At 38.3% G+C, this 26,298-nt stretch carries 20 protein-coding genes; 7 read left to right on the top strand and 13 right to left on the bottom strand.

What is annotated here, in order from left to right; translation table 11 throughout:
* Nucleotides 1-23: 23 nt before the first annotated feature.
* From IEX65_RS08975 to asnS, 4 genes are all read right to left on the bottom strand, one after another.
* A complete protein-coding gene (locus IEX65_RS08975) occupies nucleotides 24-1,109 on the bottom strand; it encodes a complex I subunit 1/NuoH family protein (protein ID WP_064197400.1) in 1,086 nt (361 codons plus the stop codon).
* 13 nt (nucleotides 1,110-1,122) lie between these two features.
* The gene (locus tag IEX65_RS08970; protein WP_188765708.1) at nucleotides 1,123-1,731 is read right to left on the bottom strand and encodes a hypothetical protein; all 609 of its coding nucleotides are present in this window, start codon (nucleotides 1,729-1,731) and stop codon (nucleotides 1,123-1,125) included.
* Nucleotides 1,712-2,926: an AAA family ATPase gene (locus IEX65_RS08965; RefSeq protein ID WP_188765707.1), complete on the bottom strand. Its 1,215-nt coding sequence runs from the start codon at nucleotides 2,924-2,926 to the stop codon at nucleotides 1,712-1,714. Before IEX65_RS08965 ends, IEX65_RS08970 begins: the two co-directional genes overlap by 20 nt.
* Before the next feature lie 71 nt (nucleotides 2,927-2,997).
* Complete coding sequence (asnS, locus tag IEX65_RS08960) at nucleotides 2,998-4,425, bottom strand: asparagine--tRNA ligase (protein WP_188765706.1); 1,428 nt, start codon at nucleotides 4,423-4,425, stop codon at nucleotides 2,998-3,000.
* Between the two features lie 161 nt (nucleotides 4,426-4,586).
* Between asnS and IEX65_RS08955 the strand changes: the two genes are divergently transcribed.
* A complete protein-coding gene (locus IEX65_RS08955; RefSeq protein WP_188765705.1) occupies nucleotides 4,587-5,195 on the top strand; it encodes a Uma2 family endonuclease in 609 nt (202 codons plus the stop codon).
* Between the two features lie 71 nt (nucleotides 5,196-5,266).
* On the opposite strand, the gene IEX65_RS08950 is transcribed toward IEX65_RS08955, so the two are convergent.
* On the bottom strand, nucleotides 5,267-6,466 hold the full coding sequence (locus IEX65_RS08950) for an acetyl-CoA C-acetyltransferase (RefSeq protein WP_188765704.1): 1,200 nt from the start codon (nucleotides 6,464-6,466) through the stop codon (nucleotides 5,267-5,269).
* Nucleotides 6,467-6,772: 306 nt separating this feature from the next.
* Here IEX65_RS08950 and IEX65_RS08945 point away from each other — a divergent pair, with 306 nt between their 5' ends.
* Nucleotides 6,773-7,957 carry an MDR family MFS transporter gene (locus IEX65_RS08945; protein WP_188765703.1) on the top strand — a complete coding sequence of 395 codons (1,185 nt, stop codon included), beginning with the start codon at nucleotides 6,773-6,775 and terminating at the stop codon, nucleotides 7,955-7,957.
* A gap of 41 nt (nucleotides 7,958-7,998) precedes the next feature.
* On the opposite strand, the gene IEX65_RS08940 is transcribed toward IEX65_RS08945, so the two are convergent.
* The 4 genes from IEX65_RS08940 to IEX65_RS08925 all read right to left on the bottom strand — a co-directional run bounded on the left by IEX65_RS08940 (nucleotide 7,999) and on the right by IEX65_RS08925 (nucleotide 13,007).
* Entirely contained in the window at nucleotides 7,999-8,385 is a 387-nt protein-coding gene (locus tag IEX65_RS08940; protein ID WP_188765702.1) for a hypothetical protein, read from the bottom strand.
* Between the two features lie 29 nt (nucleotides 8,386-8,414).
* Entirely contained in the window at nucleotides 8,415-9,245 is an 831-nt protein-coding gene (locus IEX65_RS08935) for a tetratricopeptide repeat protein (protein ID WP_229250584.1), read from the bottom strand.
* 352 nt (nucleotides 9,246-9,597) lie between these two features.
* Complete coding sequence (locus tag IEX65_RS08930; protein WP_188765701.1) at nucleotides 9,598-10,983, bottom strand: DEAD/DEAH box helicase; 1,386 nt, start codon at nucleotides 10,981-10,983, stop codon at nucleotides 9,598-9,600.
* Between the two features lie 44 nt (nucleotides 10,984-11,027).
* A complete protein-coding gene (locus tag IEX65_RS08925) occupies nucleotides 11,028-13,007 on the bottom strand; it encodes a hypothetical protein (protein ID WP_188765700.1) in 1,980 nt (659 codons plus the stop codon).
* Nucleotides 13,008-13,208: 201 nt separating this feature from the next.
* On the opposite strand from IEX65_RS08925, the gene IEX65_RS08920 reads away from it, so the two are divergent.
* Nucleotides 13,209-14,813, top strand: coding sequence for an N-acyl-D-amino-acid deacylase family protein (locus tag IEX65_RS08920; RefSeq protein WP_188765699.1), 1,605 nt, complete (start codon nucleotides 13,209-13,211; stop codon nucleotides 14,811-14,813).
* Nucleotides 14,814-14,859: 46 nt separating this feature from the next.
* On the opposite strand, the gene IEX65_RS08915 is transcribed toward IEX65_RS08920, so the two are convergent.
* The gene (locus tag IEX65_RS08915; RefSeq protein ID WP_188765698.1) at nucleotides 14,860-15,405 is read right to left on the bottom strand and encodes a YqgE/AlgH family protein; all 546 of its coding nucleotides are present in this window, start codon (nucleotides 15,403-15,405) and stop codon (nucleotides 14,860-14,862) included.
* 755 nt (nucleotides 15,406-16,160) lie between these two features.
* On the opposite strand from IEX65_RS08915, the gene IEX65_RS08910 reads away from it, so the two are divergent.
* Both IEX65_RS08910 and IEX65_RS08905 read left to right on the top strand, forming a co-directional pair.
* A complete protein-coding gene (locus IEX65_RS08910) occupies nucleotides 16,161-16,427 on the top strand; it encodes a hypothetical protein (protein WP_188765697.1) in 267 nt (88 codons plus the stop codon).
* Between the two features lie 63 nt (nucleotides 16,428-16,490).
* Nucleotides 16,491-16,721, top strand: a complete 231-nt coding sequence (locus IEX65_RS08905) for a hypothetical protein (protein ID WP_188765696.1) — start codon at nucleotides 16,491-16,493, stop codon at nucleotides 16,719-16,721.
* Between the two features lie 719 nt (nucleotides 16,722-17,440).
* Here IEX65_RS08905 and IEX65_RS08900 read toward each other — a convergent pair.
* The 3 genes from IEX65_RS08900 to IEX65_RS08890 form a co-directional block, all read right to left on the bottom strand.
* Nucleotides 17,441-18,499, bottom strand: coding sequence for a hypothetical protein (locus IEX65_RS08900; protein WP_188765695.1), 1,059 nt, complete (start codon nucleotides 18,497-18,499; stop codon nucleotides 17,441-17,443).
* Nucleotides 18,500-18,805: 306 nt separating this feature from the next.
* Nucleotides 18,806-19,975: an MFS transporter gene (locus tag IEX65_RS08895; protein WP_188765694.1), complete on the bottom strand. Its 1,170-nt coding sequence runs from the start codon at nucleotides 19,973-19,975 to the stop codon at nucleotides 18,806-18,808.
* Nucleotides 19,976-20,144: 169 nt separating this feature from the next.
* Nucleotides 20,145-20,804 (bottom strand): HAD family hydrolase, encoded by a 660-nt coding sequence (locus tag IEX65_RS08890; protein WP_229250581.1) that lies wholly within the window; start codon nucleotides 20,802-20,804, stop codon nucleotides 20,145-20,147.
* A 167-nt stretch (nucleotides 20,805-20,971) separates the two neighbouring features.
* Between IEX65_RS08890 and IEX65_RS08885 the strand changes: the two genes are divergently transcribed.
* Entirely contained in the window at nucleotides 20,972-23,356 is a 2,385-nt protein-coding gene (locus IEX65_RS08885; RefSeq protein WP_188765693.1) for a T9SS type A sorting domain-containing protein, read from the top strand.
* A 58-nt stretch (nucleotides 23,357-23,414) separates the two neighbouring features.
* Nucleotides 23,415-26,273, top strand: coding sequence for an excinuclease ABC subunit UvrA (uvrA, locus tag IEX65_RS08880; protein ID WP_188765692.1), 2,859 nt, complete (start codon nucleotides 23,415-23,417; stop codon nucleotides 26,271-26,273).
* The last annotated feature ends 25 nt before the right edge of the window (nucleotides 26,274-26,298 follow it).

The raw sequence follows: 26,298 nt of genomic DNA, 5'->3' as shown, positions 1-26,298 counted from the left end.
TGTACTGAAAACCGTTGACTTTCTCAAATCATCAACAAACGCCAAACGCCCGAAATCAATAAAAGTACCAAACAAAAAGGCGTTAGCACTTTCCAAGAAAGATACATGAGTTGGTCAACACGCAAGCGAGGGAGTGTCCAACGCACCCACATTTGAATCAAAATCAAGAAATAAGCTTTTGAAATCAACCAAAAAGCACCCCAAAGGTCGCTTGACCAATGTCCGATTTGCCCACTTGTCCAACTTCCAAGCGTAAAAGAGCCAATATTTGGAAAAGGAGTATTCCAACTTCCGAGAAACAAAACTGTTCCCAGAATAGACACCAAAAGCATCATTCCGTATTCAGAGAGCATCACGATTGCCCAACGGAAACCCGAATATTCGGTGTGAAAACCACCAATCAATTCTGATTCTGCTTCGGGTAAATCGAATGGAGCTCTGTTGGCTTCGGCCAATGAGGCGATGAAATAAATCACAAAAACTATGAGTAGAAACGGATTTCGTAGAATATTCCAAGTTAAGATTCCACCGTATTGATTGACTTCAATGCCAGTAGCTTTTATACCAAAAAGATAGTTTTTTTCGAGTGAAAGAAACCCTTGCTGGAAACTAATTTCCTGTAAATCAAGTGTTTGTGTAATTAAAACTACGCACAAAACCGAAAGTCCGAGCGGTACTTCGTAAGAAATAATCTGAGCAACCGAACGCATCGCCCCCAGTAAAGAATATTTATTGTTTGATGACCAGCCAGCCATCAACATACCCAAAATATCAAGCGAAACTACCGCCAAAAGCATAAAAACGCCAGTCGGTGTAGCAGAACCTCTCAAACTTGGCGACAACGGAAACAATGCAAAACCCGCAAAAATCGCCATAAAAATCATCAATGGTGCGAATTTAAACATACGGCGGTCGGCAGCAGCAGGCACAATGTCTTCCTTCTGAATCAACTTCAAAAGGTCGGCAATGAGTTGTAGCAACCCCCACTTACCAACTTCCATCGGACCAGTACGGTCTTGAATAAATGCCGAAACCTTACGTTCGACATACACCCCAACGACCACATTGGCAAAAATCGCAGCAAGAAATATGAGTATGGTTATGAGCATTTTTGGGTAAATATCATTTACAAGATGAAACCATATTTTTTGTTGTATGAGGCTTCATTTGAATTGAAACTAAAATTTTTGTTCTCTTTACTGGATTCAGCGAAATCTCAAATGTATGGTTCAATAAATTTCGGAATGCTTTTGCTTCAAGAAGTTCGTCTCTACGATTACTTTTACTGTCAATCGCAACCTTTGTCACTAACACCAATTGAACATCTTCAAAGATTCGATTAAAATATTTAGCCAATGATTTCTCTCTCAAAAAAAGATTAATTGTTGAACCAAACTTTTCAATCACATCATCTACTTTGCTTTTTACATTGCTTGAATCCTCCTTTTTTAATTCAACCAAATGTAAGCAATATCGTTCATTTACAGCTTTATTTCTCACCAAAATCAAGCAATCTACGCCTTTGGGAGTACTATCACTTTTGAATTTCTGAAAATAACTATCAACTTTTATAATCACATAATCTTCTTCAAGAATCGTGCTATCTATTTCTGCACAAATTCCATTTTCACAGCATACAGTCTGAATTATACTTCTTTCAACCTCTAACTTATTTTCTTTCGCTTTGTACGGTGCAAAACGTATATCTTCTTTAATTCTCTGCAATAGCATCTTGATTCAGTTTTTCGAGTATTGCCATTCGTCTTTCATACTGCTCAACCGCCACATCCGTAAAATTATAATCTTCAATCCCCTCGATTGTTGCTTTCATATCTCCTGCATCATAGCTGCCTTTTTCGCCCATCATTAAATGATAACTTCCCACTTTATCAGCATCAATTTTTTTCTCTAAAAGCAAGTTTGTAAGCTCATTCATCATAAAATCGCTGTGCGTAGTCATTACTACTTTCACACCCGATTTAGCCAACTCCACAAAAATTTTCATCATTTCAACTTGCACCTTTGGATGAAGATGGGCTTCGGGTTCTTCGATAAAAAGAATTGAATTCTTTTTTGGTAAAATATATTTTAAGTAGGCAACTAAAGGCGAAATTTCAGCAATCATAGAAGATGCTTCGTGCAATTCTGAAACTAGACCTGTCCGATTGCTTTTATATTTTAATTTCTTTTGAAAATCATCAAAAATAACACTTCCTTCGATTACTTTTTCTTCTAAGAAATCAACTAATTGATTGAACCTACCTTGACGCTTACTTTGAATAGTTGCAATATTCAAAATATAATCAGAAACAGGCTCATTCATTGCGGGAAGAGACAGATTCTTATCTCTCAAAGAATATTGAGCAAGTTGTGCAAAGATATTGCCCATATTACTCAATACTTGATAAATACCTGACTTAGATGCTGGTAAAAAATAAATATTCTCGTATTCATCATTGGGTAGATATTCCACTACATTTAAATCACTAAACACATAGCCTTTATTATAAAAGAAGAGTTCTTCGTCTCCTTCCTCATCATCATCTCTTGTAATTTGTAAAGTAAAGTGATTAGTTATAAATTTTATTTCTGGTTCTAATCCAGAAATAAAATTTTTCATTTGAGTAAATGTATTATACAATGAATTGTTAAAATCTCTTATAAATTCATCTTCTTCCCAAGTAGTTTCGGGTAATAAGAATTTTTTATCTGTGTTTTCTAATCTATATTTTTGCTTTTCTTTAATATTATTAAACTGCTCAATACTTAAATTCGATAATGCTTTCCATGATTTAAGTGATAAATATAATAGACTAATCGCCCACGATTTTCCAATATTATTTTCGCCATAAATCACATGCAAATCCTTCTCCAAGTCAAACTCGAAGTGGTCGATTGGGCCGAAATTTTTTATTGAAATTTTCATGAGGTTTCGTTATAAAAATTTGACAACTCTGTTTAGAGTTGTCAAATTTAGAAAAAACTATTTAAAGTCTATCAAAACTCTGCACTCTTAGGCGTGCGAGGGAAAGGAATCACGTCACGAATATTGGTCATGCCCGTTACGAACAATACCAAACGCTCAAAACCAAGTCCGAAACCTGAGTGCGGAGCCGAACCAAATTTACGAGTTTCGAGATACCACCAAATGTTTTCTGGGTCGATACCTACTTCTTTCGTACGAGCCAACAATTTCTCGTAATCATCTTCACGTTGTGAGCCTCCGATGATTTCTCCGATTCCTGGGAAAAGTACATCCATTGCTCTTACCGTCTTTCCATCAGCATCTTGCTTCATATAGAATGCCTTGATGTCTTTCGGATAATTGGTCAAAATAACTGGTTTTTTGAAGTGTTTTTCAACCAAATAACGCTCATGCTCAGATTGTAAATCAATTCCCCACTCAACTGGATATTGGAATTTTTTCTCTTTATGAGGTTTCGAGCGAAGTAAAATTTCAATCGCTTCGGTGTATGTCAAACGCTCAAATTTATTATCAACCACAAACTTCAATTTCTCCAATAAGCTCAATTCGCTACGCTCGTTTTGTGGCTTATTTTTCTCTTCTTCTAAAAGACGTTTTTCTAAGAAAGCCAAATCTTCCGCACAATTTTCGAGAGCATATTTGATTACATACTGCACAAAATCTTCAGCCAAAGCCATGTTATCTTCTAATTCGTAGAAAGCAACTTCTGGCTCAATCATCCAAAACTCCGCCAAGTGACGAGTAGTATTTGAATTTTCAGCACGGAAAGTAGGCCCGAAAGTATAGATTTTCGATAAGGCTAATGCACCTAATTCACCTTCCAATTGCCCCGAAACGGTCAAACTTGTTTGACGACCGAAGAAATCTTGGCTGTAATCAATGCTTCCATCTTCGGCTCTTGGAGGTTTCTCCATGTCGAAGTTAGTTACATGAAACATTTCTCCTGCACCTTCAGCATCAGAAGCTGTGATGATTGGCGTATGAAGATAGAAGAAGCCGTTATCGTTATAATATTTATGCACTGCATAAGCCAAAGCATGACGAATGCGGAAAATTGCACCAAAAGTGTTCGTACGGAAACGTAAGTGAGCTTTTTCACGCAAAAATTCCATTGAGTGTTTCTTTGGCTGCATCGGGAATGTCTCGTCAGCAGTACCGTAAACCATGATTTTCTCGGCTTTTACCTCAACTGCCTGTCCAGAACCCATCGAAGCTATCAATTTACCAGTCACGGCCACACACGCACCCGTCGAAACCAATTTCAATGTTTCTTCATCTATTGCTCCACCTTCGGCAACTGCCTGAATATTATGTATCGTTGAGCCATCATTAATGGCAATAAAAGTTACGGCTGCTTGCCCACGTTTGGTACGTACCCAACCTTTCACGGTCACTTCTTGTTCGCTTGGCGATTGCTTCAGTAATTCCTTGATTTGCATGATTCTCTTTTATTCTTGAATTGAACTGCAAAAATAGGAATAAAACTTTTCTTAAACTCCGATTAGATTGATTTATGTGTTTTGACTGACAGATTTTTCTGACTTTCATTCAACTATTTGCATATTTTTTGTATCTTAGTTTTATTAAAACCGATAGTAGTATGGTACTTGAAAAAGATATTGAAGTAATTCCTCGCAAAATTCCTGAAGAATTCATCTATGAAATCATAGATGGGAAACCAATTTATTATAAAGGATACAAGGAAGCGATAAAAAAACACCTAAGTGTCGAGGAAATTATGGGAAGCAGTTCATTACAATCAGAATTAATAATTTTTATTTTAGACACTATTTTAAGTCAGTATGACCGAAAGAAATATAAAATCCACACCAACGAATCTGGCTTGCAATTAGGGTATAAGGACACGCTTGCTGGTGATATTTTAGTTTATGAAAAAACCGTTTTAACCGCCGATAAAATCACCACAAAATATTCAAACGTACCCCCAAAATATGCTATCGAAGTTGATACAAATGCCGATTTGAGTGAAAGCAGTTTTATGGATTATTTAACTCGGAAAACCGAAAAACTCTTTGAATTTGGCACAGAAAAAGTATTTTGGGTAATTACCGCATCTCAAAAAGTGATTATTGCTCAACCAAATGAAGATTGGTACATCCGAAGTTGGGATAAAGACATCGAACTTTTCGACGGAATAAACATCAATATCGGCAAATATCTTGATGAAGAAGGAATTAAGATTTCGTAAAACAAAATGCCTTGAAAATCACTTCTCAAGGCATTTTGTTTTATGGGTCAGACCTTCGGTGCTGACCTTTTTTAAACTCTCTCAAAAATCGTAGCGATTCCCATTCCTCCACCGATACAAAGCGTTACAAGTCCCGTAGATTTATTAGAGCGTTCAAGTTCGTCGATTAATGTACTTGACAAAATTGCTCCTGTTGCACCCAGCGGATGCCCCAAGGCAATTGCTCCTCCATTGACATTTACTTTTGAGTGGTCAACTCCAAAATGCTCCATAAACAACATCGGAACCGCCGCAAATGCTTCATTTACTTCAAATAAATCAATATCACCGATATTCATGCCTACTTTTTTTAAAATCTTTTCGGTAGCAGGTACTGGGCCAGTGAGCATGATTGTTGGCTCAGAACCCACAATCGCAAAAGCCTTGATTTTGGCACGAGGTTTTAGTCCGAGTTTATCGCCAGTTGCTTTATTTCCTATTAGTAAAGCCCCTGCCCCATCGGTCAATTGCGAAGAATTTCCTGCATGATGCACATGGTTGATATTCACCAACTCATTGTATTTCAATAAAGCTAAAGCATCAAGACCCATGCCGCCCATCATCTCGAAAGCTGGTTTTAGTTTTCCCAAAGATTCGAGAGTTGTATCAGGACGAATACCTTCGTCACGGTCAAGGACTGTTACTCCGATTTCATCTTTTACTGGCACAACTGATTTATAGCGATTTGCCGATTGTGCCGCTACGGCTCTGCGTACCGATTCTACGGCAAAAGTATCAACGTCATTACGAGAATAACCATATTTTGTAGCAATCAAATCGGCTGAAATACCTTGCGGAACAATTTTATGCTGAGAAATTATCTGCGGATTCATCATCAAAGCTCCACCATCCGAACCCATTGGCACTCTCGACATCGACTCTACACCACCAGCTACCAACATATCTACTTGTCCCGACATCACATAGGCCGCCGCCATGTTGATGGCCTCCAAACCCGACGAACAGAAACGATTGACCTGTACACCCGCTACACTTTGAGCATAACCAGCCGCCAAAACTGCCGTGCGAGCAATATCTGCCCCTTGCTCGCCGATTGGCGAAACACAACCCATAATTACATCGTCGATATAACTTGTATCGAGGTCGTGGTGGTCTTTTATGGCCTTCAGAACTGTTGCGAGAAGGTCAACTGGTTGTATTTCGTGCAGAGAACCGTCCGATTTTCCACGGCCACGTGGCGTGCGAACGGCATCATAAATATATGCTTCCATTTGTAAGATTTAATGTAATGGTGAATAGAAATTAGTATGCAAGCATACTTTATCTGACAAAACTAATCAATAGTTTGGTTTGATGCAAATGAGGAAAAGGCTAATTTTGTTGGACAGTAAGTAGTCCACGGTCAATGGTCGATAGTCCATGGTAATGAAAATACCCATAAGTACTGTTTTACACAAAATAGAACTGCTGACTATTTTCTACCATCTACTTAGTGAGCGTATTTAATCGAAATATTTCCTTTCATAATTAATGAACGAACCAAAGTCGCTACGGCGAACCGTTTCGTTCCACAGTGTATGCTTTCTCTTTATCGAAATGCTTTTGGTGGTTTATCTCGGCAAGTTTGGTTGTTGGCATTGGTGATGCTCATCAACCGAAGTGGCGGAATGGTTGTGGCCTTTTTAACCCTTTATTTAACTCAAAAACTGGGTTTTAGCATTACTGATGCGGGTTTTGTGATGGTTATATTTGGCGTTGGCTCAATCTGCGGAACTTTTCTTGGTGGAAAACTGACCGACCTAATTGGTTATTTTCCTGTACAATTATTTAGTCTGATGTTGGGCGGAATCATGTTTTTATTGCTTTCTCAAACCCAAAACTATTACGTTATCTGCACTTTAGTTTTCTTTTTGAGTGCTTTTGGCGAAGCCTATCGCCCCGCAAATACTGCTTCGATTGCTGATTTTAGTACACCCGAAACTTTCACTCGCTCGGTTTCTCTAATTCGTTTGGCCATCAATATTGGTTGGTCTATTGGGCCTGCTGTAGGAGGTTTCTTGGCTTCAAGAGATTATACTTTATTGTTTTGGGCTGATGGACTAACGAATATCGGAGCAGCAACGTTAGTATTTTTCTTTTTGAGAAGTTCTCGTCAGAAAAGAGCTGATATTAAGGCAAATAAAGTAGAAATAGACCCGAAAGATTCGGCTTATCGTGACCGAAAATATTGGATTTTTCTGCTGCTTACGACCATTTATGCGGTTGCATTCTTTCAGCTTTTCACAATTGGTCCAGTTTTCTACAAACAAGTTTGTGCTTTAACAGAAATACAGATTGGCTATATTTTGGGACTAAACGGACTGATTGTTGCCTTAGTCGAAATGATATTAATTTATAAAATTGAAGGAAAATTCGAGAAGCTTAATCTGATAAGTTTTGGTGCAAGTTTAGTGGTTGTCAATTATATAATTTTCTTGTTTTCGCATAATTATGCTTGGCTAATTATCGGAATTCTGTTTGCTACTTTCTCCGAAATCTTTGCTATGCCTTTTATGAATGCTTTCAGTATCGAACGCTCAAAACCACACAATCGTGGGCAGTATTCGGCACTACATTCTATGACGTGGTCGATAGCACAGGTTTCTGCTCCGCTGGTTGGCACTCAGACCATTGCCCACTTTGGTTTTGATGCTCTTTGGTATATTTTGGGGTCGTTTGGAATTGTTTCGGCGGTAGGATTTATTTGGTTGAAGCGACTTTGACAATAAATTTCTTCAATCATTTTTGCTCATTTAGCACTTTATCAAAGATTAATAGCAATCAGCTCTTCGCCATCTTTCGGAATAGAATTTTCTCGGTTATAAATGATGTATTGAAAAATATTGGCCTTTTCGCTCTTCAAAATCTCAGACTTTGATTTTTCGAGTTGTTCGGTCGAAGCAAAACTCATCAACATAGGCGATAGCGTTTCATTTTCAAACAAAACTTGTAGATGCTCAACGTGCGAGAAAGTTAGTCGGCCTTTGATTTCCCAAATTTTATTACTGATGGTAGATTGAAGAAAGGTGCCGTTGGGTAGGCCGTTATGTGAATGTTGAATTTCGGCAACTACACCATTTTTTGAAATATTGAAACCTTGTTTTACGAAAAGCACAACGAAATGCAGTTTTTTGATAAAAGAATGAGCCAAAACGTTAGGTTTTGGCTCTATATGAATGTTTAGTTTTTCTTCTTAAAAATGCCTCTTGGGTCTTCTTTTTTGGCCAAAAGTCCTTCGAGAATCTCAATGCTGGCATTGTCGGGGTCAAGTTCGTATCCTTGATGAAAACGCTCCCAAGCTTCGTCAACTTCATTGTTGAGTAGTTTGGCCAACGATAATTGCATAAGTGCATTAGCCGACTCTGGCTGCTTCGTGAGTGCCTTAGTGAGTAACTCAAATGCCTTTTTTAAATCTTCCTTTTCGGCATCAACTGTGAAGCATTTGATATAAACCGTAGAAAGGTCAACTATAAGCGTTACGTTGTCGTCATCTTCAATTTCGAGCCCACGATTCATCAAATCAATGGCTTGTGCATACTTTTCATTTTGGTATGCAATTACGCCCAATCCCCAATATGCCTCTGCATTTTCGTCGTCGAGTAAGTAAGCCAAATTGAAGCGATATGTTGCTGTATCTTTTTCGCCTTCGCTCAAATATTCCCATGCACGAGTGGCAAAAAAATCGCTGGCTTCGCTTCGGCTCTTGAAATTGGCATCACAAGCTTTCAGAAATTCTTCATCAACCGCTTTTTGTGCATCGGTTTTCTCGAATTCTCCAAAAAGTGGCAAAAGATGAATATTTACTCCTTTCGGAGCCAATTTCTTCTTTACTACTTGTGTTTGGGTATCCTGAGCAGGCACAAACGACTTCGTATTTGAGGAATTTGATAAAGATTTGCTTGGTGTTGAATAGCTATTAAGATTGGCACTCTGCGAACGAAAAACAGCTTGTTGGGCTACTATATCGGCAGAAATCAAGACACACAAACTCGATAATAATAAAAATCTCATTAGCAATTTTTGACAGATACATCACAGATATAACGACATCTGTTGTAAATTTATTAGCTTTTCTCGTAAAATTTAACAGGATTTAAAAAGATTTTTTAAGCTAAAATAGCATTTCTTTTTAAATACTTTACTTACTGAATTTTATAAACGAATTATATCTAATATTGTTATTACAAAAATAATGCCCGATAAAATTTTATTTATCGAGCATTCGAAATTTTTGGTTCTAATAAACGCTAAAAAGCTGTTTTTCATTATTCCATCCCTTCGGGATTCTGCTTGGTATTCGTCTCATTTCTGTTTATAAGCTATGAACTTTCTGTGGACTTGTAGTCTATTGACCATCGACTACTTATCTCTTAGAACCTTTATTGCTTTTTGAAAAACCATATTTTTTTCCACCCGAAGATGAGCTTTTTGATGATGAACCTCCTCCACTTTTACCCGAAGTCATCGCCTTTTTCTTGGCTGCGGCAGCTCTTGGATTTTTCTTTTCGTGGAACGCACCTTTGAAAGTTGGGTCTTCTTTTTTGCGTTGATTATCAATTTCGAGCAACATCGCTTGATTTTCATCAAATGGTGTCGGAGCGATTTCTACATCGAGCGGAATCAACTCACGAGGAATTTCCATGCGAATAATTTTCTCAATTTTTTTGATGTGATATTCCTCAGCAGGCGTCAAGAAAGTGATGGCTTCGCCGATATTGTTGGCTCGCCCAGTTCGCCCAATTCGATGCACGTAATCTTCATAAATGAGCGGTACGTCAAAATTTATTACGTGGCTAACATTCTGAATATCAATCCCTCTGGCCGCCACATCGGTCGAGATTAAAACTTTTACATCACCCTCACGAAAGGCGTCCATTGAATTAATACGAGTATTTTGGCCTTTGTTGGCGTGAATCACTCGAATATCTCCTTTGGCTATGATTGGCCCCTTGAGAGCCTCAAAAACCTTGTCGGCAATGTCTTTTGAGCGAGTAAAAATAATCGTTTTTTGTATCTCGCCAGTCTTGAAAAGATACGCCAAAATATTGATTTTTGTTTGCGTATTTGGCACTGGAAACATTCGTTGCTTAACGGTTTCAGCAGTAGTAGCTTGCGGAGAAACTTCGATACGAGTAGGAAATTCGAGGAATTCGTAGGAAAGTTTCTCTACTTTTTCGGGAAAAGTGGCCGAAAACAACAGATTTTGTCTTTTACGAGGAATTACCTCCAAAATACTACGAATCTGCGGCATGAAACCCATATCCATCATCTTATCGGCCTCATCCAGAATCATCACTTTGATGTCTTTCACGCCAATTTCGCCACGCAAATATAAATCCATGAATCGACCAGGAGTCGAAACAATAATATCAACACCCGCCTGAATGGCTTCGATTTGAGTTTTTGGGCCAAGGCCACCATAAAGTGCTACGTGACGAATATCGGTATATTTTGCCAGTTCCCCTACCGCTTTGTCAATCTGAATCACCAACTCACGGGTAGGTGCAAAAATCAAGCATCGAGGCAATTTCCCCTGTGCGTATTTTACTTTCATCAAAACCGGCAGAAGATAAGCAGCAGTTTTGCCCGTGCCAGTCTGAGCAATTCCCAAAACGTCGTGCCCTTGCAAAGTCAACAGAATAGTTTTCTGTTGAATCGGCGTGGGTATTGTATAACCAGCATCAGCCACGGCATTGAGTAGCTGACGATTAAGCTCAAATTGTTCAAATGTATTTTCTATTTCTTCCATAAACCTCTCCCTGCCCTCCCCAATAGAGAGGGTTTATTTTCAATTTAATTACTAATTTTTAACTCTTTAAATGTTCCTTCAAAGCCTTCTTCAAAGCCCGAAGTGTATTTCGCCCAAAAACGAATCTTTGTAACTCTCTGATTATCAACACCCTTATTCAAGAAAAAGTTACACGCCTCGGCTTGAGTGGTTACTTTTTGATTGATAAATACACCACCACGCAAGATTTTATCAATCACTCGGAAGTTTTCTTGACGGCCGTTTTCGTAAGTTACCAAGCAATATAAATAAGGTGGTTGGAAAAACAACCTTGCCAATTTTCCTTTCGTACTATAATTGATTTTTGCCGAAAAACGAATCGGGTTCGGTGATTTTGGCAAAGATATATCTTCGTTTAATTTAAACTTAATACTTGATAAATCGCTGTATATCAAACCTTTAAGCACCTTATTTTTTTGAAACAAATAAAATGTATCTTGCTGAATGACGGTCGTATCGGTCAGAGCATAATTTCTCAAAAGTGCCTCACTCAAATCGGTTTCTACCCAAAACGGATTTTGCTCACGAAATGCTTCGGTGCGAAACAGCACAAATTCGGGAGCAGTTTTTGATAGATATTTTTCGCCATTTTTTTTCATCAACCAGTCGCTATTGGCTTGATAAGATTGTATGATTGGGCGTGGATTATAATTCAGTTGATTGAAATAAATATGCGAAATCTGATGCGGAACTATATCAATACTGGCATTTCCTACTTTAGCCATCAGGTTGCTTGGCAATCTTACTGGCGAATTTTTGAAGTTGTCTTCATATTCGTAGCTGACGAGTCTTTTTAGGTAATTTATAGGATTTTTCTGTTCCAAAATTTCTACTAAATCTTTTCCTGAAAATCCTTTCTCCGAAATTTTCTGCGAAATACTGGTTGGCGGATAAGTCAGCAAATATCCTTTGAGGGTCTTTTCTCCAATATAAAAACGAATCAGTTGGGTAGCCAATAATTGTAAACACAAAACAGCCACAAACATTCGCCCAGCCCAAATCTTATACGAGTTTTCGGTAAATAAATAAATCAGTGCGGCCAATGGGGGCATCAATAAGAAAAACCCGAAAATATTATACGCTCCAACGGCCGTGTGGGCTTGTTTGAAACCCAAAAACCAAGCAAGTGCAATGAGCAGATATAAGTACACGCCCTCGAAATTTTTCTGAAAAATTGAACGAAAAGACTTGAAAACAAAAGCTAAAACGACCACCACAATCAATGCCTCAAAAAATAGTAAAGAAAGCAATTCTTTGGTAGTCAGAAGCATGGCAGCCATTGCATCTTGGTAGGCATCTATGATTTTAAGGCTGACTTCGAGATACGCTGGAATATCAACATGCAAGATAAACGAAAGTGCATAAGTCAGTAAAATTTGGGCAACCCAACAAACAATAAGCGTACGGAGTGTAAAGGCTTTAATCAATCCAAAATAGACCAAAGATGCACCAAAAAGGCCATAAACTATAATACTTAGGTTTACTTTTATGTAGAAAATGAGTACTGAGATTAAGACCGCCAACAACAAAGCAGCCGAGTTACGAGTACGAAGGGCATAAAGCAACCAAAACAAATAGAAATAGAAAAACGTAAATGAAGTATCAGAAATAAAACCCCACGGCATAAAAATCAATAACGACGAAACCGCCACAATCCACCAATTTTTACCTGCTTTCTGAAAACAAAATTTGATGATAATCAGGTAATTGAGCAGCGTAAAAACTTCGGCCGAAACCAAGACCCAAATCGGAACGCTTTTGGGTAAAAGTCCAGTATTGAGATAGCCCAACGGGCCGTAATTAAAAATAAAATCATGCCCGAAAACGAAGCCTTTATCAATCGCCATCACAAGAGACTCATGCCACGAAGCATCTATATTAAAACCCGCATAACCTGCTGGAAGCGATAACGAAAAGTAGATTAATCCGAAAAAAACAATGAATAAAGTCTGACGATTAAAGAAGCCTGCCGTTTCTGATTGCATTGATTATGATAAATAAGACGTGAGACAATAGACACGAGATATGAGAAAAGGCATTCTTCTTTTGGCTATTGTCTAATATCTTTTGTCTAAATTTTTACAAAAATAGCTTAAATCACAGCCAAAAACTGGCTTTTGAACATAAATATTTCATTTCACATAATAAGTTCGTATTTTAGTAGGATTCAAAAACTACCTAAACACATGAAATACTTCAACAAACTCCTCAGCAAAAAACACCTGTTTTTTCTGCTTATTAGTTTTACATTTTCTTTTAGCTTATTTGCCCAAAAATATGACACTGTTATCAAAAACGGGCGTATCATTGATGGGTCGGGGAATCCGTGGTTTTCGGCCGATGTCGGCATAAAAAACGGACAAATTACCTTCATTGGCTTTATACAAGCAAGCGATGCTACTAAGGTTATTGATGCCAAAAACCAAATCGTTTGCCCTGGTTTCATTGATGTGCATACGCACGTAGAAGATGCTATTCAGAAACTCCCTACGGCCGATAATTTTATCTATGATGGTGTGACAAGCATCATTACTGGCAATTGTGGTAGCTCCGAAGTAAACTTAGCTAAGTTTTTTGATGAACTCAAACAAATAAAATTAAGCGTAAATCTTGGCTCATTGATTGGCCATAATTCGGTACGAAGATATGTCATGAAAAATGTATTTCGTGACCCAACCGCCAAAGAACAAACTCAGATGGAAGCTCTCGTGGAGCAAGCCATGAAAGATGGAGCAGTTGGTCTGGCAACAGGCTTGATTTATATTCCAGGCACCTATTCTAAAACTCCTGAAGTTGTTGGGCTTGCCAAAGTTGCTTCTTCTTATGGCGGAATTTACGCTTCGCACATCAGAGATGAAGCCTCAAAAGTCAAAGAAGCTATCAATGAGGCAATCAATATTGGGCGAGAGGCACACATTCCTGTCGAGATTTCGCATTTTAAGATTTCGAGCAAACCTCTTTGGGGGCAAAGCAACGTAACCCTTGATTTAGTAGAAAAAGCACGTTTGGAAGGAATTGACGTAAATATTGACCAATATCCATACACAGCAAGTAGCACAAACATGGGCACGATGCTTCCTTCGTGGGCATTAGCCGACGGCGATTCGTTGGTACATATTCGATTGACTGACCCTGAAACTCGCAAAAAGATTCGAGAAGAAATGCTAAAAGGCTTGAAGGCAGATAATCGTAAAAACTTCGATTATGCTTTTGTGGCACGTTACAGAGCCGATTCGACACTTAATGGAAAGAACATTACCGAAATCAATAAGCTTTTAGGCAGGAAATTAAATATGGAAACCGAAGCAGACCTCATCATGGACATGGTTGATAAAGGTGGAGCTCAAATGATTTTTCATAAAATGAGCGAAGAAGATGTGGCTCGAATTTTACAGTATCCATTCACGATGATTGCTTCTGATGCGGGTGTAATCCAGTTTAACCGAAATGTACCACACCCACGTGGATATGGCTCAAACGCCCGTGTGTTAGGTGTATATGTGCGAGAAAAAAACGTACTACGCTTGGAAGATGCTGTTCGTCGAATGACTTCTCTCCCAGCCCAACGATTTAGAATTGATAATCGTGGCTTAATTCGTACGGGCTATGCGGCCGACATCGTGATTTTTGATGAAAATAAAATTACCGATAAAGCTACATTTGAAAAGCCCCACGCCTACTCAGAAGGCATTGATGCCGTACTGGTTAATGGTGTGGCCGTGCTTGAAAATGGCAAACATACTGGTCTGAAATCAGGCGAAATTATTTATGGGAAAGGTAAAGTAAACTAAAATCATTAATCAGAGCGTGTAGTTTTAAAGCAATTACACGCTCTGATTAGTTTAGCCGTGGGTCGGTTGGGTAATTAGATAAAACTTTATATTGCCCACCCATCCGTTTCAGTACTTCTCGCCAAAAATTCTTACTTGGAGTTTCAAAAATCAAGCTGGCATCGGTGTCCGATACAATCCAAGAATTTTGCTTGAGTTCTACCTCTAATTGGCCACCTGACCACCCCGAATAACCTATAAAAAGCCGAATATCATCTTCTGTTATTTTTCCGATATTCACCAAGGTTTTTATCTGCTCAAAATCACCCGACCAAAATATTCCATTTCCAATATCAACTGCACCTTCAATTTCATTACCCAAACGATGTATAAAATGGAGGGTATTTTGTTCAACTGGCCCACCTAAATATAGTGGCAGTTCACCATAAATATTTTCCATTACATCATCTAACTTCAAATTTGTCAACTGGTTTAATACCAATCCAAACGCTCCTTGCTCATTATATTCGCATAGCAATACCACACTTCGCTCGAAGTTTTTATCTCCTAAAAACGGTTCTGCAATCAATATTTTCCCTTTCGCTGGTGTCATTAAAATAAAATCAACAGGTTATTAGATATTCTAATATTGCATAAAATATAACAAAATCAAATCTTTTTTTATAATAACGATAAATTGGAGTATCCTTTTATTATGTACTTCAATTAATTATAAAAAAAATAATATCTCTTAAATCCAAACTAAAACCATTTTCGTATCTACTCTAAAAATTAAAAAAAGACACGTTTTCCGAATACACGTTTCATTTTCGATTTAAAATGATTGTTAAAATTAAAAATTTAAAAAAATATACAAATATTTAAATCCAAAATAAAACCAATTTCGTAAGTGTATTAAATTGCTGTTTTCTCACAACTATTATAAACTCTCGTTGCTTATCCTACAATTAAAGATTTTAGAAAACACGTACCCTGTTGATTATTGAGTAAAATAAATCTACACCAATTAGTAAAGTTTTTAGTATATCATTTAAAAATGAAAAAATTCAAAGCTTACTATTGATTATAAAAATGTCAGGATTAATCGCTTCATTCGGTTATTTCTATCTTAAGAAATTCGCTCAGTAGCTTATCCTACTTCAGATGACCTTTGGGTCGTAATGATATGGTTAAGCAGAAAAACAAATCTTGCTGTAACTCAAATTTGTAGAAGTTCGATTGTGAGGTACTGCCTCATAAGGGCATGTTGCCTTGACAAATTTGGTGAAGTTTCAATACTTCACCACTGGTTTTTGGATATTTTCATATCAATATTCTATATTATTTTACCAAAAAACTTTAAAAACAATGGAAAAATTTAACTCTTTTGAATTCAATGCAGAGAACGTAATCGGTGGAACTGCTATCTCAACTCCTTGTATCTGTGTACCTTCTGTAACTGTTAACGCTGCTCCAGTAGTTGCTGGTGTGAAAGCTACTGTGGCTGGTACTTTAGCTAAAGTTGGTGGGTTGCTATCTACTGTTCACACTACTGCTACATCTGTTTCTGCTCACGTTGGTGCTTCTGTTAACGTTGGTGTTTCAGCTGGTACTTCTAACGGCTGTGGATGTTAATATCTAAAGTTGTACTTTTTTAAGTAACTATATTTTTTTACGAACCTTTTAAAATTAAAAACAATGGAAAAATTTAATGCTTTTGAATTCAACGCAGAGAACGTAATCGGTGGAACTGCTATCTCAACTCCTGCTATCTGTGTACCTTCTGTAACTGTGAATGCAGCTCCTACTGTGGCTGCCGTTAAATCTACTGTAGCTGGAGTACTTGCTAAAGTTGGTACTGTTGCTTCTTCTGTAGTTGCTGCCGCTCCAACTGTTACTGTAGGTACTGGAACTGGTTGCGGTTGTTAATCATTACCTTTTGAATAAAAATAAGTCTCACTTTAGTGAATCTTTTATACTATAAGATATTAAAGTTCAGGGAAATCGAAATCTTTAAGTTATTATAGTAATCCAAAATTGTAAAAGTAAGATAGACTCTCTTTATGGGAGTCTATTTTTTTATAGCCAATCTGATTGGAAAAATGATGGATTGCATTTCAGAAACTTTCGTTCACTTCATCAAACCAAAACAGCTCATAGGGTTTCTTTCTAAATGCAGATTAAGTAGTCTATGGTCAATATCGGACCGCCGATGCGTTCGACAAGTCCACAGTAAGGTAATTAAACGTGAATTCGGGATTAAAATAAGGGGCTTAATATTGACGGTCGCCCCGATAGGGCTTTAGAAGCAAGGAGGTCACATTTTCTACCGATATTTAACTCCTACGAAATATTTTTTATTTTAAATTGCTGACTATGAGAGCTTTACATAATATTGACAATGCCGAATTTACGTTAATTAACTAATAAACAGTTATTTAGCTGTTTGAAAAATTATCGATTATAACTATCCTATTACTTAAACAGCGACTTTCACAGAAGAACGAAAATTATCACAATGCTACTTATCTTATCTCAATTACCCAATTTTTAAAGTTTATAAAAGGTATAAAAACAAGAAAGCCACTTCGTTTGAAGCGGCTTTCCCATTTTATGATATTATAATCGTAAACCTGTACGGCTATTGATTATTTTTTCAAAATCATTTTTTGAACCAATGGTTTATTTTCAACTCTCAATACACGAACTGTAAGTTCAGTAGCAGGAAGGTTGCTTGGTAATTGGTATGCTTTACGTAAATCTTTTACCATACCTTCTTTGTGCATGATTGTCGAACCATCTTGGTTTGTTACATCTACCGTGATTTGCTCGTTTTCGTTCATTCCACCCAACTTCAAGAAGTACTCGCCTTCTGTTGGGTTAGGATAAACACCAATCTCAGCTTTGATATTACGGCTTTTTGCAAGTGTAAACAAAGTACCATTTGACAAATCAGTTGAAGCAGAAAGTTTTGAATCTTCTAAAACATTCCAAGTACCTCTTTTCAAATAAGCTACTTCTTCTAAACCAGCTTGACCATTTACTGCTACTTTAGCAGAAGCTTTTACTGATTCTGATTTCAAAGTCCAGTATTCGTTTTCGTTGATAGTCTCAACGTTTTCTGAAACTTGGCCAGAGATATTCAATGGGCTTTTGTATAAATATGAAGCTGAAAGTGTTTGGCTTTCTGAGTTACGTGCTACACTGAATGCACGGAAATTTGTGCCATCGCCCAATGGAAATTCAAAAGCTTCGCTACCTTCTTTCTTCACTACACCTCTTACGTGTGAGAAGTCTGAAGCTCCGCTATGCTTTGCATCTGCTGAGAACACTAATGGATTTGTTGATGAAGATTCAATTACGCCACGACGGAATGCTACTGATTCGTTTACACGAACTGGAGTTTCGAGTTTTACATCATTATCCAACATTAATTGGCTAAATGAGAGTTCGTTTTTGCTTTTGATAAGTTGAGTCCCGTTACCATCAAAAACCGCTACTCCTGTTGATTGAACAGTGCTAAGGTTTTCTAAGTTTTTTTGGAAATGAACTTTACCGTTATTAGTAATTTTACCTTCATTTACTACATCGGTATTGAAGCTCACGACTGCACCCTCGCTTACATAGAAGTCTGTACTATTGACAAACTGTGCATTAACATGGCCAGCCAATAAGCAGACGCCAAGTGAGTAGATGATTTTTTTCATATATTAATACGTTTATCTTGTTTTCCTGATATAAAGGTAAATACTTGTTTTAATAAGAAAAAACTTTCTTACTAAATTTTATTTAATGGTCAACAACATCTTAATGAGGGGTTGTTGGGTACTTTTTAAGAATTTTCCAGTGCTTTCTGCGATAAAACTAAGCAATTATCATTCCATAAGCAAGTATTTGGCTATAATTCTGCTGAGTGGTAACATTTATGAGAAATGTTTTTTTTATTTAATGGTAAATAAAAAATTGGCACATAGCTTGTGGCGAAGTGAAAACTATCTTTTCAAGAAAAAACATTAGTATAATTTCACCCGATTCACCAAAAAAGCCCAAACAAGTGCCAAAACTGCCACTATCGAAAATGCAAAAGGAAGACTGATACTTTTTGAGATAAAACCTATCAAGACTGGCCCAGCCAAAAAACCTCCCATGCTGAAAGTATTCATGGTTGCCAGACCTGCACCTTTGGCCATACCTGGCACACGAGCCGCACTACCATATAATATAGGAGCTCCGCACGATACGCCTGCACCCACGAGCGTAAAACCCAAAATAGCTGTTATGGTATAAGGAAAAATAATGGCCAACGTAATACCCAAAGCGGCGATAATTCCGCCCGTGCGAAGAACGGCATTTCCCCCGAAACGAGGAATGAGAGCATCGCCCACGAAACGCCCCAACGACATAAACATTGAATAACCAGCCAAACCCCAGCCAATAAAATAATCATCGGTCTGAACGATGTCTCGCATATAAACGGCCGTCCAATCAGCCATTGTTCCTTCGGTTACGTTGGTGCAGAGGCTTATCAGAATCATTAATAATAAAGCTCCTTTCGGAAGAATGAACTTTGCTCCACCTCCTCCGCTTTCTTCCTCAATAATTTTTTCTTCGTGAATACCCAAAATCGTTGGTCGGAGTAGCAGAACCAAAGCTGTAATCACAACTGCGATGGCCCCCATCTGTAAAGCTGGTTCGATTTTCATTCCACGCAAAATACTGGCGGCTATTGAGCCAAACATGAGTCCCGCACTGAACATTCCGTGGCAAGTTGACATAATATTGATGCCATACTGATGCTCAAGGCTCGTTACGCAGGTATTCATGGCCACATTCGTAACCGAAAGGCACATTCCTACAATTATTAAGCTAAAAGAAGTGAGAGCTAAGCAACTTGCACCAACTGGACAAACAAATGTGGTAGCCAGTAAAATCAGCCCAATAATAGTTGTATTGAGCATTCCGAAGCGATTGATGAAAAAGGTCGAAAATGGATTCATGACTGTTGCTCCGATGGGAAAACTTAGCAGTAGTAAACCCAACTGGGCATCGTTTAAGTCAAATTTTTGTTTGATGTAGGGAATTAAAGTTGCCCAATTTCCAAATAAAAATCCCACCGAAATAAAGACCATACCGATGGCCAAACTCTGCCGATGGGTAAAAAAAGTACGTAAATGAGTAAGCATTATAAACAATATTGTAGCACAAGTTTCTAACCTGTCAGTTGAAGCGATTATATTAATGGAGTTCTTTTTGGCTGTTAAAATATGGCACGCTGATGAAACGGATATTTCATAACGCTGATTTCCACAGATTAAACAAAAATCTGTGGAAATCATAAACAATCTATAAAATCTATCCGACGATTTCTTTGATTTTCTGATAGGTAAGCCCTTCGTAATTAACGATGTATTCATCACAAACTGGAAGTTCTTCTTTTTTATAAGTCGAAAGTACGCCCACAACTTTTGCACCTGCGGCTTTTCCTGCGGTAACGCCCGAGAACGAATCTTCAAAAACTACGCATCTCTCAGGCGAAATATCTAAGTTTGAAGCAGATTTGAGATAAACTTCGGGGTTTGGTTTGTGAGCGTTTACATCTTCGCTGGCCAATAATGACTGCATTTTATCACGCAGTGGCAGTTTGCTCAAAATCATTTCCATATTCAGATATGGTGCCGAAGTGGCTATTCCTGTTCGCACGCCATTAGCTTTTAGGTCTTCGATAAATTCGATTAAACCCGAAATTGGCTTTACGTGTGCTTCGTAGATTTCACGAAAAAGAGCTTCCTTTTCAAACTCCATGCGGTCGAATTCTTCGCCTACGATTTCTCTTTTAAAAAAATACTTTAGAATATAACTATTGCTTTTACCGTACATGTGAGCAATAAATTCTTCCTCACTTGATGCTATTCCGTGTTTATCGAGATATGCTTTCCAAGCGAGTGAGTGATAAGGGTTTGTGTCGCAGATGACACCATCCATGTCAAAAATAACGGCGAAAGATGTTTCCAATTTTCTTTTGGGAGGTTTAAGTTTTATTTTGCAAAAGTACGATTTTTCAAGGCCAGATTCTACCATTTGATTTGCTAAAATTAGCACTGGATTGATTGTTTATCTTTTAAAAGACTTATTTTTGCTTTAAATTGCCATTATTCACTCCCCGAAACGAAAAGTCCCCAATGTTTTACGAATCTTATATTTTACCAAAGGCTTTCAAGTTTAAAATACAGTTTCTTATACTTCCCATGTTGTTTTCTTTGATGGGAAGTTACTCGACATCGGCACAAACAAACAATATTTTTACTATCAATTTCCCCACAAATCGCATCGTTTTCCAACGAAATAATGATAATGTTGGATTCATTAACATCATCGGAAACTATAGTCAAATTATTGATAAAGTTGAAGCGAAACTTACTCCTGTATTGGCTGGACAAGGTGTAGAAACAAACTGGAGTGTAATACAAGAGAATCCTAAAGCGGGATATTTTACAGGAAAAATACAAGGACAAGGTGGCTGGTATAAACTTGACATCAGGGTGTCGAAAGATAATGTCATTTTGCAAACCAAAACTATCGAAAAAGTAGGAATTGGTGAGGTTTTTATCGCTTTGGGGCAATCAAACGCTCAAGGAATACCCAATTATGGAGCCAAAGGAGCAACTGATGATAGAGTAAATACGATTGATTTTCAGAACACCGAAGTATTAGACCCACTCCCCGAAAATCTTAATTTTGTTCAATTGAGTGAAAAAGTAAACATAGCCCCTTCGGGTGATGGGCCGTGGTGCTACGGAGAATTGGGCGATAGACTCGTAAAGAGACTAAACGTACCAGTAGCATTTTTTAATGAAGGGCTTCTGTTGGTTTCGGTCATTAACTGGCGAGAAAGTGCCGAAGGCAAACCAACTTTCAATTTTGTTTTAGATGTTGGCGGGCGTTTCCAATTACCCAAGGGGTTGCCTTATGTCAACCTACGAAATACATTAAATTACTATGGCTCATTGATGGGTGTTCGGTCGCTGCTTTGGATTCAAGGCGAAACCGATAATTCACCGAATAGACTTTCAGCTGATGCTTATTCTACCAATCTTCAACGAGTGATAGATATTTCAAGAAATGATTTTGATGAAAATCTTACTTGGATGGTGGCTCGAACTTCGGTTACGTATTTGGCTCCCTCGAATCCAGAAGTCACTGGTGGACAAAACCGAGTAATCAATAAAGCAGGAAATAATGTTTTTGCGGGCCCTTTCACCGATAATTTACAGATTCCACGCATTGACAATGTGCATTTTCAGAATGTGCCTGGTAATATGGGTATTTCGCTTTTAGCCGAGAATTGGGATAAATCGCTGGACGATAATTTCTTCAAAAACTCAAAACCGATTTTGGCAAAATCAATCATCGAACCCGAAATCAGCTGTGATGCAAACAACCGAGTAAGCCTCAAACTGCCAGAAGGGCTAAAAAGTTACGAATGGTCGAACAATGCTAAAACAAATCAAATTACGGTCGATAAAGGCACTTTCACGGTAGCTGTAAAAGACCCCAAAGGCAATAAATTACTTGTGCCGAGTATTAACACAAACTTGATTTATCCTTCCACAAAACCTGTTATTACGGCTGATAAAAGTTTGGAATTCTGCACCGAAGGAACTATAAAAATTGAACTTACAGCTAATATTTCGGGGGCAAAATCATACATTTGGAGTTCAGGAGAAAGCACACAGAAAATATCGGTTGATAAATCGGGCGATTTTTCGGTGAAAGCACAAAATAACTTCGGCTGTATTTCGGAGGTTTCGGAAAAAGTGACCACAAAAGCAAATCCGATTCCTGCTCAGCCTAAAATCTTGGTTTCTCCTACCAATAATGTTTGTGAAGGGCAAGTTATCACGCTCTCGACCGACAGCAACGACAAACCCTTATGGAGTAATAATGCCAATTCAAAAACTATTGCCCTCGATAAAAACGGAAATTATGAATTCTCGCTAAAAGTCAGCAATAATTTTGGTTGCGTATCGCCAACTTCAACTATCGAAAAACTCAGCATCAACCCAACGCCAAAACAACCAATATTATCGCAAATTGGACTCTTTACTCTGAGAGCATCTAACGGAGACTTTTTATCTACTGACCAATTTGAATGGAAAAAAGACAACGTCGTTTTATTAAAAACGGCTTCTCAAAATATAAAAGTTACACAAAATGGCAGTTACCAAGTTTCAACTCTCCGTAGCTACAAAACACCTAATAATCAAGAGATTAGCTGTACATCCAAACCTTCAGAAGCAATCATTTTTCAGGCCTCAACAAATATTGTTTCGGTTTATCCAAATCCAGCAACGGGCGATTTGATTTATTTAGATGCTAAAGAAACGCTCCGAAATTTAGAAGTAAAGTTCTATACCGTTACTGGAAAACAAGTTTTTAAGTTTAAATTAGACGATACGGCCGAACGAAAAGAAATCGACATAAGAGGCTTAGAAAAAGGTGTTTATGAAATCAAAATAACTGGTGATGACTTCAAGGGGTCGGCACGCTTAATAATCCTAAAATGACGAAACTATATTACCGATAAAATGGTTAAATTAGTTCGAGCTATTCTTTAACAATTGAATGAATAATACCCAAAACACGCATCATACCGACGTCGAATCTCTTGACCCAAAGCAATACATCATCATCAAGGGAGCAAAAGTAAATAATCTCAAAAATATTGATGTGGCAATTCCCCGCAACAAGCTCGTGGTAGTCACGGGGCTGTCGGGAAGTGGCAAATCTTCGTTGGCATTCGATACCCTCTTTGCCGAGGGGCAGCGTATGTATGTCGAAAGTTTGAGTTCGTATGCTCGTCAGTTTTTGGGTCGAATGGAAAAACCCGAAGTCGATTATATCAAAGGCGTCTCGCCAGCGATTGCCATCGAACAAAAAGTTGCGACCAAAAACCCTCGCTCAACGGTCGGAACAACCACTGAAATCTACGATTACTTAAAGCTTCTTTTTGCACGTGCGGGTATTACCTACTCGCCTGTTTCTGGGCAAGAAGTACGAAAAGATACAGTAACCGATGTCGTAAATTTCATTCTTTCGCACGAAGAAGGCACAAGGGTAATGGTGCTAACTCCTCTGAAAGTAAAAGAAGGCCGAAAAATAGAAAAGGAATTAGAACTTTTGCTCCAAAAAGGCTACACTCGTATTGTAGTAGATGGAGAAATAAAGCAAATAGAAGAACTCCAAGAAGCAAAAATCAAGCTTTCGACCGAACAAGATTTAGAAATTCTGATTGACAGAAATGTTGTGAAACACGACGATGAAGATACACAATTTCGTTTTTCTGACTCGGTACAAACATCATTTTTTGAGGGCGAAGGCGAATGTATCGTTGACGTTATCTCAACTAATGCCGAAACTGGCGAACGCCAAACTATTCGCAGTACATTCTCAGATAAATTTGAACTCGACGGAATAGCTTTTGAAGAACCGAGCGTAAATCTCTTTACGTTCAATAATCCTTATGGAGCTTGTAAACGCTGCGAGGGTTTCGGAAAAGTTTTGGGAATTGACCCAGAATTGGTAATTCCCGATAAAAACCTTTCAGTTTTTGAAGGAGCAATTGCTCCGTGGAGAAGCGAACGCATGAGCGAATGGCTTGCTCCTTTGCTCAGAAATGGTATTCGCTTCGACTTCCCGATTCACCGCTCATACAAAGACCTAACACCCGAACAACAACAATTACTTTGGACGGGCAACGAATATTTTCAAGGACTTGACGCTTTCTTTGCCGACATCGAAAGCCAAGTGCATAAAGTACAATACCGTGTGATGCTTTCTCGCTATCGTGGCCGCACAGACTGTCCCGATTGTCGAGGTTCACGCTTACGAAAAGATGCCAGCTACGTAAAAATTGGCGGTGCGTCAATCGTTGATTTGGTTTTGATGCCAATTTCAGATTTGGCAGTTTTCTTCAAGAATTTAGCATTACCCGATTATCAAAAAGCCGTTTCTAAAAGAATTTTGATTGAAATCGATAGCCGTCTTGAGTTTATGGAGCGGGTTGGACTGGGATATTTGACACTCAATCGTCTTGCTTCAAGTCTTTCGGGCGGTGAATTTCAGCGTATCAAGTTGGCTACTTCGCTCGGTAGTTCGTTGGTTGGGTCGATGTATATTCTTGACGAACCAAGTATTGGCTTACACCCACGAGATACACAGCGTTTGGTAAGCGTTCTGGAATCTTTACGAGATATGGGCAATACAGTAGTTGTGGTTGAACACGAAGAAGAAGTCATGCGTGCTGCCGACCAAATCATTGACATCGGCCCAAATGCTGGAAGGCTGGGCGGTGAGTTGATTTTTCAAGGAAGTTGGGCTGAAATTAATAAAAAATCAAGCGAAAAAAATATTTCTCACACCATCAATTTCCTTACAGGAATCGACCAAATTCCTGTGCCTATACAACGCCGAAAACCAACTGATTTTATCGAACTGAAAGGTGCAAGAGAAAACAACCTCAAAGAAGTTGATGTAAAGTTTCCGTTGGGTGTACTGACAGTTGTTACGGGTGTAAGTGGTTCAGGAAAATCGACTTTAGTTCGTAAAATTCTATTCCCTGCAATCGCTCGTTTGAAAGGAGAATATAGCGAAGAAGCAGGCAAATACGCTGGTTTGGTTGGTTCACTCGACCGCATCACGCAGGTTGAAATGATTGACCAAAATCCAATTGGAAAATCATCTCGCTCGAACCCTGTTACGTACATCAAGGCTTATGATTACATTCGCCAAATGATGGCCGAACAACAACTTTCAAAGGCACGAGATTACAAACCAGCTTTCTTCTCATTCAACGTTGATGGTGGGCGTTGCGAAGCCTGCCAAGGTGAAGGCGAGCAGACAATCGAAATGCAATTTATGGCAGATGTACGCCTAAAATGCGAAAGTTGTGGCGGAAAACGCTTTAAACAGGAGATTCTGGAAGTAAAATATAATGAAAAAGATATTGCCGATATCTTGGCAATGACCGTTGACGAAGCCATTGAATTTTTTAGTGTAAGTGAGCCAAAATTGGCCGATAAACTTCGTCCGCTCCAAGATGTTGGCTTGGGTTATATCGGTTTGGGGCAGTCGTCAAGTACGCTTTCGGGTGGAGAAGCACAACGTGTAAAATTGGCATTTTTCTTGAGCAAAGGCAATGCCGATAAAGGTAAAACGCTATTTGTTTTTGACGAACCAACTACTGGTTTGCACTTCCACGACATCAAAAAACTCTTGAAAGCCATCAATGCTTTGGTTGACCAAGGCGACACCGTGATTATCATCGAGCATAATATGGAGGTGATTAAATCGGCCGACTGGATTATTGATTTAGGCCCTGAAGGTGGCGAAAAAGGTGGCTATTTAACATTTGAAGGTACGCCAGAAGAAATGGTAAAACTCGAAGGAAACTATACTGCCGATTTTTTGAAAGGAAAATTATAAAAGTTTAGAAGTCAGGCATAAAAAT

It is taken from the genome of Emticicia aquatilis (assembly GCF_014644295.1).
Lineage (GTDB): Bacteria > Bacteroidota > Bacteroidia > Cytophagales > Spirosomataceae > Emticicia > Emticicia aquatilis.
Note: the sequence above shows the minus strand (reverse complement) of the source record. Positions and strands in the feature narration are given on the sequence as shown.

Bases quoted from the DNA above. Each gene is read 5' to 3' on its own strand.
- IEX65_RS08975 (WP_064197400.1), bottom strand. From the start codon at position 1,109: ATGCTCATAACCATACTCATATTTCTTGCTGCGATTTTTGCCAATGTG.
- IEX65_RS08970 (WP_188765708.1), bottom strand. From the start codon at position 1,731: ATGCTATTGCAGAGAATTAAAGAAGATATACGTTTTGCACCGTACAAA.
- IEX65_RS08965 (WP_188765707.1), bottom strand. From the start codon at position 2,926: ATGAAAATTTCAATAAAAAATTTCGGCCCAATCGACCACTTCGAGTTT.
- asnS (WP_188765706.1), bottom strand. From the start codon at position 4,425: ATGCAAATCAAGGAATTACTGAAGCAATCGCCAAGCGAACAAGAAGTG.
- IEX65_RS08955 (WP_188765705.1), top strand. From the start codon at position 4,587: ATGGTACTTGAAAAAGATATTGAAGTAATTCCTCGCAAAATTCCTGAA.
- IEX65_RS08950 (WP_188765704.1), bottom strand. From the start codon at position 6,466: ATGGAAGCATATATTTATGATGCCGTTCGCACGCCACGTGGCCGTGGA.
- IEX65_RS08945 (WP_188765703.1), top strand. From the start codon at position 6,773: ATGCTTTCTCTTTATCGAAATGCTTTTGGTGGTTTATCTCGGCAAGTT.
- IEX65_RS08935 (WP_229250584.1), bottom strand. From the start codon at position 9,245: ATGAGATTTTTATTATTATCGAGTTTGTGTGTCTTGATTTCTGCCGAT.
- IEX65_RS08930 (WP_188765701.1), bottom strand. From the start codon at position 10,983: ATGGAAGAAATAGAAAATACATTTGAACAATTTGAGCTTAATCGTCAG.
- IEX65_RS08925 (WP_188765700.1), bottom strand. From the start codon at position 13,007: ATGCAATCAGAAACGGCAGGCTTCTTTAATCGTCAGACTTTATTCATT.
- IEX65_RS08920 (WP_188765699.1), top strand. From the start codon at position 13,209: ATGAAATACTTCAACAAACTCCTCAGCAAAAAACACCTGTTTTTTCTG.
- IEX65_RS08915 (WP_188765698.1), bottom strand. From the start codon at position 15,405: ATGACACCAGCGAAAGGGAAAATATTGATTGCAGAACCGTTTTTAGGA.
- IEX65_RS08910 (WP_188765697.1), top strand. From the start codon at position 16,161: ATGGAAAAATTTAACTCTTTTGAATTCAATGCAGAGAACGTAATCGGT.
- IEX65_RS08905 (WP_188765696.1), top strand. From the start codon at position 16,491: ATGGAAAAATTTAATGCTTTTGAATTCAACGCAGAGAACGTAATCGGT.
- IEX65_RS08900 (WP_188765695.1), bottom strand. From the start codon at position 18,499: ATGAAAAAAATCATCTACTCACTTGGCGTCTGCTTATTGGCTGGCCAT.
- IEX65_RS08895 (WP_188765694.1), bottom strand. From the start codon at position 19,975: ATGCTTACTCATTTACGTACTTTTTTTACCCATCGGCAGAGTTTGGCC.
- IEX65_RS08885 (WP_188765693.1), top strand. From the start codon at position 20,972: ATGTTTTACGAATCTTATATTTTACCAAAGGCTTTCAAGTTTAAAATA.
- uvrA (WP_188765692.1), top strand. From the start codon at position 23,415: ATGAATAATACCCAAAACACGCATCATACCGACGTCGAATCTCTTGAC.